Raw genomic sequence first — 14,178 nt, 5'->3', positions numbered from 1 at the left:
CGGAGACCGCCGATGACCACACGAGCAACACGCGGGCCGCGGCGGCGCACGGTCGTCGCACTGGCCGTCATCCTCGCGGTGCTGTCGGCGTTCATCGTCCGCCTGGTCGACATCCAGGTGGTGCGCGCCGACGAGCACGTCGCAGATTCCCTGAAGGTCGGAAACCTCGGCACGACCCGCACGATCGCCGGTGCGCGCGGCGAGATCGTCGACACCGACGGCACAGTGCTCGCATCCAGCACGTTCGTCTACGACGCGCAGCTCTCGCCGGCCGTCATCACTGAGCTCGAGAACGGCAAGAAACCGCCGAAGCTGCCGTGGGCCGAGGCGAGCGAGCGGATCGCCGAGATCATCGGCAGGAGCGGCGACGAGGTGCGCGGGATGGTCGCCGAGAGGCTGGCCGAGGACCCGAACTCGCAGTACCTGGAGCTCGCGAAGGGCCTCTCCACAGAGCAGTATCTCGAACTGCGCGACCTGGGGCTCGGATCGTATCTGGCCATGTATGCGCGTTCCGTGCGCGTGTACCCCAACGGCGCGGTCGCCGGCAACATGCTCGGCTTCCTCAACGGCGAGGGCAAGGCCCAGTACGGTGTCGAGGAGACCGAGAAGCAGTGCCTGGCACCGCAGAACGGCGAGGAGACCTTCCTCATCGGCAAGACGGGCAACAAGATCCCCGGCAGCGAGCGGGTGACGCCAGCCGTCGACGGCGGCAGCGTGCAGCTCACGATCGACAGCGACCTGAACTGGTACCTGCAGCAGGTGATCGCCGAGGAGGCGAAGAAGCAGGGCGCGCTGGGCGGCTCGATCACGGTCGTCGAAGTCGAGACCGGGAAGATCCGCGCAGCAGCGGAGTACCCCGCGCTGGACCCGAACGACATCAACGCGGTGGCACCGAAGTACTGGACTTCCAGGATCTTCTCGGACGCCTATGAGCCCGGTTCCACGTTCAAGCCCATCACCGCGGCGTCGGTCATCGATCAGGGCAAGGCGACCCCGCTGTCGCATGTCACGGCCCCCTCCAGAGAGAACTTCCCGAACGGCGCGGTGATCAACGACCCCTTCCGTCACCCGATCTACGAGTACACGCTCACCGGTGCGCTGATCGACTCGTCCAACGTGTCGATGTCCAAGTTCGGCTCGCTGGTCACTGCGCAGAGCCGATACGAGTACCTGCAGAAGTTCGGCGTCGGTCAGCGCACCCCGGTGGGGCTGAACGGCGAAGCGCGCGGCATCCTGCATCCCGCCTCGGAGTGGGACAGCCAGTCGCTGTACACGACGACGTTCGGTCAGCACTTCACTGTGACACCGGCGCAGATCGCCGGGGCGTACCAGGCCATCGCGAACGGCGGGAAGAAGGTCGAGCTGTCGCTCGTCGAGTCGTGCACCTCGGCCGACGGCACCGTCGTCGACGCCGAGAAGCCGGCCACCGAGCAGATCATCTCCGAGAAGACCGCCGCCGATGTGCGCCGCATGCTCGAGAACGTCGCCGTGCAGGGCGGGAACGCGAAGTCGATCGAGGTGCCCGGTTACCGCATCGGCGCGAAGACCGGTACCGCACAGAAGGAGAACGGCAAGGGCGGGTACAAGCAGGGCGTGTACTTCACGAACATGGTCGGCATCGCGCCCATCGAAGACCCGAAGTACGTCGTCGTGGTCACCCTGGACGAGCCGACTAGAATCAGATCTTCAGCCGCGACAGCCAGCGCCTTCCAGAAGGCGATGACCCAGGTGATGAAGACCTACAGCGTCGCGCCCTCCTCGCAGCCCATGGACACGCTGCTTCCCAAATTCGACTAGCGCCGGCCATCCGCCGCGCATGGAGATGCCACATGATCGCCCTGTCCCTCGCAGAGATCGCCGACATCCTCGGCGGTGAGCTGCGCCTCGCCGGCGCCGACACCCCGCAGACCGTCGTGGACGGCGTGGTCGACACCGACTCGCGTGTCATGGAACCGGGCGCGATCTTCGTCGCCAAGCCGGGGGAGAGCACCGACGGTCACCGGTACGTCTCCGCAGCAGTCGACGCCGGCGCGGTGCTCGCGATCGTGGAGCGGCCGGTCGTCGCCGAGGTCTCTCAGGTCGTGGTCGCCTCTGCGGTGCAGGCTCTGGCCGACCTCGCTCGCGCCGTGGTGGCCCGGGTTCGCGCGGCCGGCGCTCTGCGGATCGTCGGCATCACGGGTTCCAACGGCAAGACCACGACGAAGAACTTCCTCGCCCGCATCCTCTCCGAGGAGGGCGAGACGGTCGCCCCCATCAGGTCGTACAACAACGAAGTCGGCGCTCCGCTCACGATGGTGCGCGTCACGGCCGACACCCGGTACCTCGTCTGCGAGTTCGGCGCGGCAGGCCCTGGCAGCATCGCCGCCCTCGCCGGTCTCGTGGAGCCCGACGTCGCCGTGGTGCTGATGGTCGGCATGGCGCACGCCGGCGGATTCGGCGGCATCGAGCAGACGGCGAAGGCCAAGTCGGAGCTCGTGCAGTCAGCACGGCTCGGCGGAACGGCCGTGCTGAACGCCGACGACCCGCGGGTCTGGGCGATGCGGGAGATCGCAGCCGAGCGCCGCATGGACGTCGTGACGTTCGGGCAGGGGACTGCGGCGGACATCCGCGCAGAGCAGATCGAGGTCACGGCATCCGGAACGTCCTGCACCGTCGTCGCGGGCGGCCGGCGCACCCCGTTGCACCTGAAGGTGCTCGGGGCGCATCACGTCGGCAACGCGCTGGCCGCCATCGCGTCCGCAGGCGTGCTCGGCGTGCCGGCGGAAGCCGCCGTCGCACGGCTCGAGACCGTCGAGATCGCCGAGCGGTGGCGGATGCAGCCCCTCGGCGGCGATCGCGTGCGCATCATCAACGACGCCTACAACGCCAGCCCCGACTCGATGGCCGCGGCGTTGCGCACGCTCGCACAGATCACAGGGCCGGGGGAGCGCACCGTCGCCGTGCTCGGCGCGATGAGCGAGCTCGGGGATGCCGCAGGCGAGGAGCACGACCGGATCGGACTGCTGGCGGTGCGGTTGAACATCCAGCGCATCGTCGTGGTCGGGCCCGAGGCGCGCCGGCTCTATCTCGCCGTCGTCGGCGAGGGCTCCTGGGACGGTGAGGCCGTGCACCTGCCCGACCAGGACGCCGCCTTCGAGTATCTGCGCGGCGAGCTGCGCGACGGTGATCGCGTGCTCGTGAAGTCATCCAACTCCGTTGGGCTCCGGCATCTCGGCGATCGTCTGGGAGAATCGTTCTCGTGAGGTCTCTGCTTATGGCGACGGCGATTTCGCTCGCCTTCTCCCTCTTCCTGACCCCGGTGTTCCTGAAGGTCTTCCGCAGGATCGGCTGGGGGCAGGTCATCCGCACCCCCGAAGACATCGCGAACCCCAGTCACGGGGCCAAGCGCGGCACCCCCACGATGGGCGGCCTGATCTTCATCGTCGGCACGGTGGTCGGCTATTTCGCGGGGGTCCTGTTCGGCGGCAGCACGCCGGCGCTGTCGGCGATCCTGGTGCTGTGGCTGATGGTCGGGTTCGGCGTCGTCGGATTCATCGACGACTACATGAAGGTACGCAGCCAGCGCAGCCTTGGCCTCTCGGGCTGGCGCAAGATCGTCGGCCAGCTGCTCGTGCTCATCCCGTTCGGCGTCGTGGCGCTGAACTTCCCGAACTCGCTCGGCCAGTACCCCGCGAGTGGGCACGTGTCCCTCTTCCGCGACATCTCCTGGCTCAACCTGTTCGCCTTCGGCGCCGTGCTCGGGTGGATCCTGTACCTGATCTGGATCTCGATCATCGGCGTCGCCACGTCGAACAGCGTCAACCTCACGGACGGCCTCGACGGTCTCGCGGCCGGCGCAGGAGTGTTCGTGGTGGGCTCGTACGGGCTGATCGCCTTCTGGCAGTTCAAGCAGTCGTGCGTCGGCGAGGGCATGGGTCTCGCAGGATGCTACGAGGTGCGCGAGCCACTGAACCTCGCCACGGTCGCCGCAGCGTTCGCGGGAGGACTGATCGGGTTCCTGTGGTGGAACGCGCCCAAGGCCAAGGTGTTCATGGGCGATGTGGGCTCGATGGCCATCGGTGGGGTCATCACCGCGATGGCGATCCTGACCCGCACCGAGCTGCTGCTGCTGGTCATCGCCGGAATCTTCGTGATCTCCTCCGGCTCTGTGATCCTGCAGCGGCTGTACTTCAAGATCACCCGCGGCAAGCGCCTGTTCCTGATGAGCCCCTTCCACCATCATCTCGAGATGCGCGGGTGGCAGGAGGTCACGATAGTGGTGCGCCTGTGGATCATCGCGGGTCTGCTCGCCGCATCCGCCGTCGGACTGTTCTACGTGGACTGGTTCGCCCAGGCCTCCCTGGGATGACGCCATGACTTCTGCACGTATCGACGGCCTCACGAGCTGGCACTCGGACTGGAGCGGCCTGCGCGTCGCCGTCCTCGGACTCTCGGTCACCGGCTTCTCGGTCGCCGACACGCTCACCGAACTCGGAGCCGAGGTCCTGGTGCTGTCCGAGGGGGCGAGCGAAGAGCATTCTCGTCTGGTACCGGTCATCGGAGCGCGACTCGAGCTCGGCCCGCTCGACCGGGTGCCGTCGTCCTTGAGCGAGTTCGCGCCCGAGGTCATCGTCGCTTCCCCCGGCTTCTCGCCCTCGCATCCCGTGATCCGCTGGGCGGATGAGAGCGGGATCCCGCTGTGGGGCGATGTGGAGCTCGCCTGGCGCGTGCGCGACAAGGTGCTGCGCGCCGACGGCACCCCCGCCGAGTGGGTGCTGATCACCGGGACCAACGGCAAGACGACGACGACCCAGCTCACCGCCACGCTGCTCGCCGCGGGTGGACTGCGCGCAGCGCCCTGCGGCAACATCGGCGTGCCGGTGCTCGACGCGGTGCGCGACCCCGCCGGGTTCGACGTGCTCGTCGTCGAGCTCTCGAGCCACCAGCTCTGGTACATCGGCCGCTCGGATGCCGCCGGTGAGCTCGTGCCGTACGCGGCCACCTGCCTCAACCTCGCCGACGACCACCTGGTGTGGCACGGAAGCGCCCAGGCCTATCGTGACGCGAAGGCGCTGGTGTACCGGAACACCAAGATCGCGTGCGTCTACAACAAGTCCGACGAGGCGACACTGCGCATGGTCGAAGAGGCCGACGTCACAGAGGGCGCACGCGCCATCGGCTTCGACCTCGGCACACCGGGGCCCAGCGACCTCGGGATCGTCGACGGCATCCTCGTCGATCGCGCCTTCCACGCCGAGCGCCGCAACAGCGCGCTCGAGCTGACCACGATCGACGAGCTGCGGTCCGCAGGGCTCGCCGCCCCCCACATCGTGCAGAACATCCTGGCCGCATCCGCACTCGCGCGCTCGCTCGGCGTCGAGCCGGCCGCCATCCACGATGCGCTGCAGGATTTCCGGCTCGACGCCCACCGCATCCAGGTCGTCGCCGAGCACGCCGGCATCCTGTGGGTCGACGATTCCAAGGCGACCAACCCGCACGCCGCCGCCTCATCGCTGCAGGCCCATCCCGGGGCGGTCTGGGTAGTCGGCGGTGATCTCAAGGGCGTCGACCTCGGCGAGCTGGTCGCCGGCGCCGGCGGCACGGCATCCGCAGCGATCGTGATCGGCGTGGAACGCGAACCCGTGCTCTCGGCATTCCGGCGACACGCGCCGCAGGTGCCCGTCTTCGAGGCCGTCCCTGGCGACACTGGAGGGGTCATGGACCGTGTCGTGGAACTCGCGACGGGGATCGTCGACGGTACGGGGACGGTGCTGCTGGCCCCCGCCGCCGCATCCTTCGACCAGTTCACCAGCTACGCGGACCGGGGCGAGCGCTTCGCCCAGGCGGTGCGCGACTGGATCGAGCGGGCCGGATCGTAACGTGGGGAGGGGCCGATGACTCAGACGGCTCACCCGCCGCGTGCTGACCGCTCCTCCCGCCCCGAGGGCAGCGGCCTCGCCGCGCGCGTCTCACTGGGGCGACTGTTCGCGGTGCCGTCCACCGAGTTCGTGCTGATCGCCTCGACCGCGGTCGTGCTCACGCTTTTCGGCATCGTGATGGTGCTGTCGGCGACCAGCGCAGACCCCGCCGGTCCTTTCGAGGGTGCCCTGCGACAGGGCATGTTCGCTGTGATCGGCATCCCGATGATGCTGCTGATGAGCCGCCTTCCCATTCGCTTCCTGCGCCGCATCGCCTGGCCCGCGTTGATCCTCGCCGTGGCGTTCCAGCTGCTCGTCTTCGTGCCGGGACTCGGCGTCTCGTCCTACGGCAACCAGAACTGGGTGAACATCGCCGGGTTCCAGCTGCAGCCCTCTGAGTTCCTCAAGCTCGCCCTCGCGATCTGGATCGCCTTCGTGCTCATGCGCAAGCAGACCCGGCTCGGTATCTGGCATCACGTGTTCATCCCGATCGTGCCCGTGGCCGTTCTCGCGATCGGCACCGTGATCGCCGGCGGTGACCTCGGCACGGCCATGGTGCTCGTGCTCGTCGCGCTCGGCTGCCTGTTCTTCTCCGGCGTGAAGCTGCGGCTGTTCATCCTGCCGCTGATCGGCGGCATCGCAGGCGTGCTCGCGTATGCGCTCTCCAGTGAGAACCGCATGCGACGCATCGTCGCCGCGTTCAACCCCGACGACTGCGACTACTACCGCGAGTGCTTCCAGTCCACGCATGGCATCTGGGGCATGGCGAACGGCGGCATCTTCGGCGTCGGCCTCGGCAATTCGCAGGAGAAGTACGGCTGGCTGCCTGCGGCGGCCAACGACTACATCTTCGCGATCGTCGGCGAAGAACTCGGGTTGATCGGCTGCCTGCTGGTGCTCGTGCTGTTCGGATGCTTCGCGGTCGGGGCCTTCCACATCATCCGCAAGACCGATGACCCCTTCGTGCGCGTCGCCACCGGCGGCATCACGGTCTGGATCGTCGGTCAGGCGCTGTTCAACATCGGGGTCGTGCTGCGCGTGTTCCCCGTCATGGGCGTGCCGCTGCCCTTCATGTCGCAGGGCGGAACGGCCCTGCTGTCGGTGCTGCTGGGCTGCGGCGTGCTGCTCGCCTTCGCCCGCACGCTGCCCGCACCCCAGCCGAAGGCGGTGCGGACCGCATCGCAGGGTAAGGTCGCCGGGTGACCACCTACCTTCTCGCCGGCGGAGGCACCGCCGGTCATGTCAATCCGCTGCTCGCGGTCGCGGATCTGCTCCGCGAGCGCGAGGGCGACTCGGTGCTCGTCCTCGGGACGAAGGAGGGCCTCGAGGCCCGGCTCGTGCCGGAACGCGGGTACGACCTGCTCGTGGTCGACAAGGTTCCGTTCCCCCGCCGGCCGAACGGCGCGGCGATGGCATTCCCCGCTCGATTCGGCAGGGCGGTCTCGCAGGTGCGCGCGTACATCCGCGACCACGACGTGGACGTGGTGGTCGGCTTCGGCGGCTACGCCGCGGCGCCGGCCTACGTCGCAGCGAGCCGCGAGCGGATCCCCTTCGTCGTGCATGAGGCGAATGCGAAGCCGGGGCTCGCGAACGTCCTCGGCGCTCGTCGTGCCGCGGCCGTCGGCGTGGCCTTCGACGGGACGCCGCTGAAGCGAGGCGAAGTGGTGGGAATGCCTCTGCGCCGCGAGGTCGTAGAACTCGACAGGGCGGCCATGAGGGCGCAGGCGGCAGCGGCGTTCGGCCTCGACCCTGCCAAGCCGGTGCTGCTGGTGTTCGGCGGGTCGCTGGGGGCACAGCGACTGAACGAGGCGCTGCGCGACTCGTGGCGCGATGTTCTGGATGCGGGATGGCAGCTGCTGCACGCGACAGGGGAGCGCAGCGATCTGGCCGATCCGGGCGCCGCCGGGTACACGATGCTGCGGTACATCGACCGGATGGACCTCGCCTTCGCGCTGGCCGATCTGATCGTCTCCAGGGCGGGCTCGGCGACGGTGAGCGAGATCAGCGCCCTGGGGATCCCTGCCGTGTACGTCCCGTACGCGGTCGGCAACGGCGAGCAGCGCCTGAACGCCGCATCCGCCGTCTCAGCGGGGGCCGCCGTGCTGCTGGATGATGCGTCCTTCGACGGCGACGCCGTGCGTACGAGCGTGGTGCCGCTGCTTGAAGACCGGGACCGCATCGCGCGAATGGCCGGCGCCGCGCGCCGGGTCGGCACCCGCACCGGCACCGAAAACCTCGTCGCCCTGGTCGACCGCGCACTCGCCGGCACGGCCCGCTGAGCCGCCTTCCCGCCGGACGCCCCATCTAGACTGAGCAGGACATGATCAGACCCGACCTCACCCTCCCGATCCCCGAGACGATCACCTCCGCGCACTTCATCGGCATCGGCGGCTCCGGCATGAGCGGACTGGCTCGAATGTTCTTGGACGCCGGCATCCGCGTGTCCGGTTCGGACCGTGCCGACAGCGACAATCTGCGTGCCCTCGAGGCGGCGGGAGCGACGGTGCACGTGGGCCACGACGCGGCCCACCTCGGCGATGCCGACACCGTCATCCACACCGGGGCGATCTGGCCCGAGAACCCCGAGTTCGTCACCGCGAAGCAGCGGGGTCTGCACGTCATCCACCGTTCGCAGGCCCTGTTCTGGCTGATCGGAGGCCGACGCCTGGTCTCGATAGCCGGCGCGCACGGCAAGACGACGTCCACGGGAATGCTCGTCACCGCGCTGCAGGCGCTCGGGGAGGACCCGAACTTCGTCAACGGGGGAGTGATCGAGCAGCTCGGCGTATCGAGCTCGTCGGGTGCCGACGAGCTGTTCGTGATCGAGGCCGACGAGTCCGACGGCACCTTCCTGCTGTACGAGACCTCGGTCGCGCTGATCACCAATGTCGATCCCGACCATCTGGACTTCTTCGCCTCGGAGGACGCCTTCTACGACGCCTTCGTGCGGTTCGGGAACGAGGCGCGCGAGGCCGTCGTCATCTCCAGCGACGATCCTGGCGCCCAGCGCGTCCACCCCGGTCTCACGCATCCGAACGTCGTGACCTTCGGCCGTGCGGCCGGGGCGGACCTCCGCATCGACGACATCGTCACTGACGGTCCCGTCGCTGCCACTCTCAGCCACGCCGGCGAGTCGGTGCGCATGCAGCTCGCCGTCCCCGGGGCGCACAACGCCGTCAACGCCGCGGGAGCCGTTGCCGTGCTGATCACGCTCGGCCGCGGGCTGGCCGAATCGGTTCGCGCCGTGGAGGGCTTCGCCGGAACGGTGCGTCGCCTGGAACTGCACGGCGCCGAGCGCGGAGTGCAGGTGTACGACGACTACTCGCACCACCCCACCGAAGTGCAGGCGGCACTCGAGGCCATGCGGAGCGTCGCGGGCGGTGGGCGCATCATCGCGATCCAGCAGCCGCACACCTACTCGCGCACTCAGCACATGTATCGCGAGTTCGCCGAGGTGCTGGAGCGCTATGCCGACCACACCGTCATGCTCGACGTCTACGGGGCACGGGAGGATCCCGTGCCCGGCGTGACCGGCGAGCTGGTCAGCGGCGCCTTCACCGACGCCTCGAGGGTGCACTATGTGCCCGACTGGCAGCAGGCCGCGGACTACACCGCTCAGGTTGCGCGCGAAGGCGACTTCGTGATCACCCTCGGCTGCGGGAACGTCTATCAGCTCATCCCGCAGGTGCTCGAGTCCCTCCGGCGCACTGACGAGGTCTGACGTGCGGCGCCCGCCACCGCTTCCCGCATCCGCGGAAGAGCCCGAGGACGTCGGCGGACGCGAGCGTCTACGCGGGCGTCGCGTCCCGACACGCGGGCGGGACGCCGCATCGGATGCCGTGCCCGACGCGGCGCTGACGGACGCCGAGACTCAGCCGCTCGACGGGCTGCGCTCCGCAGCCGCCGCCGGGATCGACGTGCAGCCGGGCTCGTCGAGTGGCCCAGCGGAGCACGTCGACGAGGCATCGGACAGCGCGGCCCCCGCCGGTCAGAGCCTGCGCAGCGCCGACGTGTGGCGGGCCGCTCGCGCGCGCCGCAAGGCCCTGCGCGCCGAGATCCGCCGGTTCACTCAGCGCTCACGCCGGCGCCGGATGGTGCTGTGGGGGTGGATCGGGGCAGTCGTGGTGCTGGTGCTCGGCAGTGTGGTCGCCGCCTACAGCCCGCTGTTCGCGGTGCAGAAGATCACTGTGGCGGGCGTGAAGACGCTCGATGCCGCATCGGTGCAGCAGGCGCTCGCGGGTCAGGTCGGCGCGCCGCTCGCGCTGGTCGATGCCAGCGCGGTGAAAGCCGCCCTCACGGAATTCCCGATGATCGAGTCGTACGCTCTGGAGGCGCGGCCGCCGCACGAGCTGCTGGTGCGCATCGTGGAACGGACCCCGGTCGGCGTGATCGAGTCGGACGCCGGCTACACGCTGGTGGATGCTGCCGGGGTGGTGCTTTCCACGACGCCGGAGCGACCCGAAGGGCAGCCGGTGCTCAAGATCGACACCGGCGTGGAATCGCCCGCGTTCCACAGCGCGGGTCTCGTGATCCGGTCGCTGCCTGCAGAGCTGCGGGCGACCGTCACCGAGGTCAGCGCCGGCTCGGCGGACGACGTGTCCTTCAAGACGAGTGACGGCAAGACCGTGATGTGGGGGAGCGAGCGGAACTCCGTCGAGAAGGCGCTCGTGCTGGTGGAGCTCATCGCCGCGGCACCCGACGCCCGCACCTTCGACGTGTCCTCCCCGAGCGTTCCCGTCGTCGGCTGAGAAACCCGGGCCGGAGATCGACACGACACGCCGTGTCGCTGCGGGCAGGGGCGAGGTCTGCGCCTACCGTCGAACTGGAGAACGCAATACCGGGAAACAGTTTAACCCTCTCGTAGAGGTTTAAGGTTTATCCCACGTCAGGCTCGAATAACGGAGGCCGGCCATGAGCCAGAACCAGAACTACCTCGCCGTGATCAAGGTCGTCGGCGTCGGCGGTGGCGGCGTCAACGCCGTCAACCGCATGATCGAACTCGGGCTCCGCGGAGTGGAGTTCATCGCCGTGAACACCGACGCCCAGGCGCTGCTGATGAGCGACGCCGACGTCAAGCTCGACGTGGGCCGCGAACTCACCCGCGGACTCGGCGCCGGAGCCGACCCCGAGGTCGGGCGCCGCGCGGCCGAAGACCACGCCGAGGAGATCGAACAGGCGCTCACCGGCGCCGACATGGTCTTCGTCACCGCCGGTGAGGGCGGCGGCACCGGCACCGGTGGCGCACCCGTCGTCGCACGGATCGCGAAGTCCATCGGCGCGCTAACCATCGGCGTCGTCACGAAGCCGTTCTCCTTCGAAGGCCGTCGCCGGCAGAGCCAGGCGGAGGCCGGCGTCGCGAAGCTCAAGGAAGAGGTCGACACCCTCATCGTCGTGCCGAACGACCGCTTGCTCGAGATCAGCGACCGCGGCATCTCGATGATCGAGGCGTTCGCGACGGCCGACCAGGTGCTCCTCGCCGGTGTCCAGGGCATCACCGATCTCATCACCACCCCCGGTCTGATCAACCTCGACTTCGCCGACGTCAAATCGGTCATGCAGGGAGCCGGCTCCGCCCTGATGGGGATCGGGTCGGCGCGCGGCGCCGACCGCGCCATCAAAGCAGCCGAGCTCGCAGTCGAGTCGCCTCTGCTGGAGGCATCGATCGAGGGTGCGCACGGCGTGCTGCTGTCGATCCAGGGCGGATCGAACCTCGGCATCTTCGAGATCCACGACGCGGCCGACCTGGTCAAGGAGGCCGCGCACCCCGAGGCGAACATCATCTTCGGTACGGTCATCGACGACACCCTCGGCGACGAGGTGCGCGTGACGGTGATCGCCGCCGGCTTCGACGGCGGCGCACCGTCGACGCGGCTGGAGCCGATGGTCGTCGAGCGCCCGGCCGCCGCGTCTGCGCTCCCCGAGGTGCGCCTGGACGAGGCTGTCGAGGAGCCCGAGGTCGAGGCGCCCAAGCCCGTCTCCTCTGCTCCGGTGGCGACGAGCATCGAGCCGGCCTTCGCCGACGACGACATCGACATCCCCGAGTTCCTGAAGTGACCCTCGCGGCGCGGCTGTCGGCGATCGACCAGAGGATCGCCGACGCCGCGCGCCTGGCCGGACGCGACCCCGGGGAGATCACCCGGATCGTCGTGACGAAGTTCCACCCCGCGCAGCTCGTGCGCGACCTGCACGCGCTCGGGGTGACCGACGTCGGTGAGAACAGGCAGCAGGAGCTCACCGCGAAGCGCGGCGAGCTGCAGGACGTTCCGCTGCACTGGCACTTCATCGGTCAGGCGCAGACGAACAAGGCGGCGGCGATCCGCCGGGCGTCCGACGCGGTCCATTCGGTCGATCGCGTCCGACTGGCAGACGCGCTTCACCGTGCAGCTTCCCACGACGGCGTGCTGGACGTCCTCGTCCAGGTGAACCTCACCGAAGACCCCGGACGCGGCGGAAGCACGACAGCAGACGCCGAGGCTCTCGCCGAGCACGTGCTGGGCCTCGACTCGCTGCGCCTGCGCGGAGTCATGGCGGTGGCACCGCTCGACGAGGAGCCGGCAGCAGCCTTCGCGCGCCTGCATGCGGTCGCTGACCGCATCCGCCAGCTCGCACCCGAGGCGCGCTGGATCTCCGCCGGCATGACCGGTGATTTCGAAGAGGCCATCCAAGCGGGCGCGACACACCTGCGGATCGGATCCGCAATCACAGGACCCCGGCCCGACCGGGGTTAACCTGAACTCCAGACCAGCCCGAAACGTTCGAACCGGAGGACACGATGGGTAACCCGCTGAAGAAGACCATGGTGTATCTCGGCCTCGCCGACGAGGAAGAGGTCTACGAGGAGCAGGCCGCAGCCCAGTCGCCCGCTCGCCCCGTCCGCGAGCGCGACCGTGACCACGACGAGCAGGCTCCCGCGCCCGTCACCCCGCTGCGCCGCCCCACTGCCGTCCGCCAGCCGTCCGCAGGCGCGGTCAACGAGATCCTCACCGTGCACCCGAAGCAGTACCGCGACGCGCAGGTGATCGCAGAGAACTTCCGCGAGGGTGTTCCGGTCATCATCAACCTGTCGCAGATGAGCGATGCCGACGCGCGCCGCCTGATCGACTTCGCGAGCGGTCTCTCGCTCGGCCTGTACGGACGCATCGAGCGCGTGACGAGCAAGGTCTTCCTGCTGTCGCCCGAGAACATCGCCGTATCCGGCCAGGGCGGCATCGCACAGGCGGAATCCGCCACGTTCGACTCCTGACCTTGGGAGTCGTGCTCAGCGTCATCGGCGGCATCATCGAGCTGCTGCTGACGCTTTACGTGCTGGTGCTGATCGCGCGCCTGGTGCTCGATTACATCCCGCTGTTCAACCGGCAGTGGCGTCCCAAGGGTGCCGGCCTGGTCGCGGCCGAGATCGTCTACACCATCACCGATCCTCCGATCCGGTTCTTCCGCAGGATCATCCCTCCGCTGCGCATCGGCACATTCTCGCTCGACTTCGGGTTCGCCCTGACGATGCTCGTGGTGCTCATACTGATGTCGGTCGTGAGGGTGCTCACCTGACAGCTTCCCGGCCCATAGCCTCATCGCGCCGCACAGCCTTGGGGACTATGCTTGGCTCCCAGGCGCGCGCCCCGGGTACGCGTCGAACGAAATACCGCGCCATCTCTACGACTGGCCACCGAACTCATCGAAAGAGGAGCCACCCATGGCACTTACCCCGGATGACGTCGTCCACAAGGAGTTTCAGCACGTCCGATTCAAGGACGGCTTCGACCCGGAGGAGGTCGATGACTACCTCGACGAGATCGTCGTCGAGTGGCGCAAGACCATCGAGGAGAACAACGAGCTGAAGGCGAAGCTCGCGGCTTTCGAGTCGGGCGAGAACGCCCCGGCCGCCGCTCCGATCGCCGCCGCCCCGGTCGCCGCCGCTCCGGCATCCGCCCCGCAGGCCGAGGGCACCGCAGCCACCAGCACTTCCGCGGGCATCATCGAGCTGGCGCAGCGCCTGCACGACGAGCACGTCGCCGAGGGCGAGGCGAAGCGCAAGCAGCTCATCGAGGACGCTGAGGCCGAGGTCGCCCGGATCCGCACCGAGGCCGAGGCGAAGCAGCGCGAGGAGTCCGCACGCCTCGAGCGCGAGCGCAACACCCTCGAGGGTCGCATCACCGAGCTGCGCGAGTTCGAGCGTGACTACCGCGGCAAGCTGCGCGCCCTCATCGAGGGCCAGCTGCGCGATCTCGACCAGAAGGCGTCGTCGTCGGAGTCGACGCCGGTCTCCGCCATCGGCCTGTAGGTC

The 14,178-nt window shown here is 68.8% G+C and carries 13 protein-coding genes; all 13 read left to right on the top strand.

Features of this window, described 5'->3' with window-relative positions; genetic code table 11:
- Window positions 1-12: 12 nt before the first annotated feature.
- The 13 genes from RIN43_RS09480 (at window position 13) to RIN43_RS09420 (ending at window position 14,175) form a co-directional block, all read left to right on the top strand.
- Complete coding sequence (locus tag RIN43_RS09480) at window positions 13-1,797, top strand: penicillin-binding protein 2 (protein WP_309128660.1); 1,785 nt, start codon at window positions 13-15, stop codon at window positions 1,795-1,797.
- 32 nt (window positions 1,798-1,829) lie between these two features.
- Window positions 1,830-3,242, top strand: a complete 1,413-nt coding sequence (gene murF / locus RIN43_RS09475) for a UDP-N-acetylmuramoyl-tripeptide--D-alanyl-D-alanine ligase (RefSeq protein ID WP_309128659.1) — start codon at window positions 1,830-1,832, stop codon at window positions 3,240-3,242.
- Window positions 3,239-4,348: a phospho-N-acetylmuramoyl-pentapeptide-transferase gene (mraY, locus tag RIN43_RS09470; RefSeq protein WP_309128658.1), complete on the top strand. Its 1,110-nt coding sequence runs from the start codon at window positions 3,239-3,241 to the stop codon at window positions 4,346-4,348. Before murF ends, mraY begins: the two co-directional genes overlap by 4 nt.
- A 4-nt stretch (window positions 4,349-4,352) precedes the next feature.
- On the top strand, window positions 4,353-5,858 hold the full coding sequence (gene murD / locus RIN43_RS09465; RefSeq protein WP_309128657.1) for a UDP-N-acetylmuramoyl-L-alanine--D-glutamate ligase: 1,506 nt from the start codon (window positions 4,353-4,355) through the stop codon (window positions 5,856-5,858).
- Between the two features lie 15 nt (window positions 5,859-5,873).
- The gene (locus RIN43_RS09460) at window positions 5,874-7,100 is read left to right on the top strand and encodes a putative peptidoglycan glycosyltransferase FtsW (protein ID WP_309128656.1); all 1,227 of its coding nucleotides are present in this window, start codon (window positions 5,874-5,876) and stop codon (window positions 7,098-7,100) included.
- The gene (locus RIN43_RS09455; RefSeq protein WP_309128655.1) at window positions 7,097-8,176 is read left to right on the top strand and encodes a UDP-N-acetylglucosamine--N-acetylmuramyl-(pentapeptide) pyrophosphoryl-undecaprenol N-acetylglucosamine transferase; all 1,080 of its coding nucleotides are present in this window, start codon (window positions 7,097-7,099) and stop codon (window positions 8,174-8,176) included. The genes RIN43_RS09460 and RIN43_RS09455 overlap by 4 nt, the downstream gene beginning before the upstream one ends.
- Window positions 8,177-8,217: 41 nt before the next feature.
- A complete protein-coding gene (gene murC, locus RIN43_RS09450; protein WP_309128654.1) occupies window positions 8,218-9,618 on the top strand; it encodes a UDP-N-acetylmuramate--L-alanine ligase in 1,401 nt (466 codons plus the stop codon).
- 1 nt (window position 9,619) lies between these two features.
- Window positions 9,620-10,645, top strand: coding sequence for an FtsQ-type POTRA domain-containing protein (locus tag RIN43_RS09445; protein ID WP_309128653.1), 1,026 nt, complete (start codon window positions 9,620-9,622; stop codon window positions 10,643-10,645).
- A gap of 163 nt (window positions 10,646-10,808) precedes the next feature.
- Window positions 10,809-11,951, top strand: coding sequence for a cell division protein FtsZ (ftsZ, locus tag RIN43_RS09440; RefSeq protein ID WP_309128652.1), 1,143 nt, complete (start codon window positions 10,809-10,811; stop codon window positions 11,949-11,951).
- Window positions 11,948-12,625: a YggS family pyridoxal phosphate-dependent enzyme gene (locus tag RIN43_RS09435; RefSeq protein ID WP_309128651.1), complete on the top strand. Its 678-nt coding sequence runs from the start codon at window positions 11,948-11,950 to the stop codon at window positions 12,623-12,625. Before ftsZ ends, RIN43_RS09435 begins: the two co-directional genes overlap by 4 nt.
- A 44-nt stretch (window positions 12,626-12,669) precedes the next feature.
- Window positions 12,670-13,140 (top strand): cell division protein SepF, encoded by a 471-nt coding sequence (locus RIN43_RS09430; protein WP_309128650.1) that lies wholly within the window; start codon window positions 12,670-12,672, stop codon window positions 13,138-13,140.
- A 2-nt stretch (window positions 13,141-13,142) separates the two neighbouring features.
- Entirely contained in the window at window positions 13,143-13,442 is a 300-nt protein-coding gene (locus RIN43_RS09425; protein ID WP_309128649.1) for a YggT family protein, read from the top strand.
- 145 nt (window positions 13,443-13,587) lie between these two features.
- The gene (locus tag RIN43_RS09420) at window positions 13,588-14,175 is read left to right on the top strand and encodes a DivIVA domain-containing protein (RefSeq protein WP_309128648.1); all 588 of its coding nucleotides are present in this window, start codon (window positions 13,588-13,590) and stop codon (window positions 14,173-14,175) included.
- Window positions 14,176-14,178 lie beyond the last annotated feature (3 nt).

Origin of the sequence: Microbacterium sp., assembly GCF_031178445.1 — a bacterium.
In the GTDB taxonomy this organism is placed as follows: Bacteria; Actinomycetota; Actinomycetes; order Actinomycetales; family Microbacteriaceae; genus Microbacterium.
This window is presented reverse-complemented; position numbering and strand designations above follow the sequence as displayed.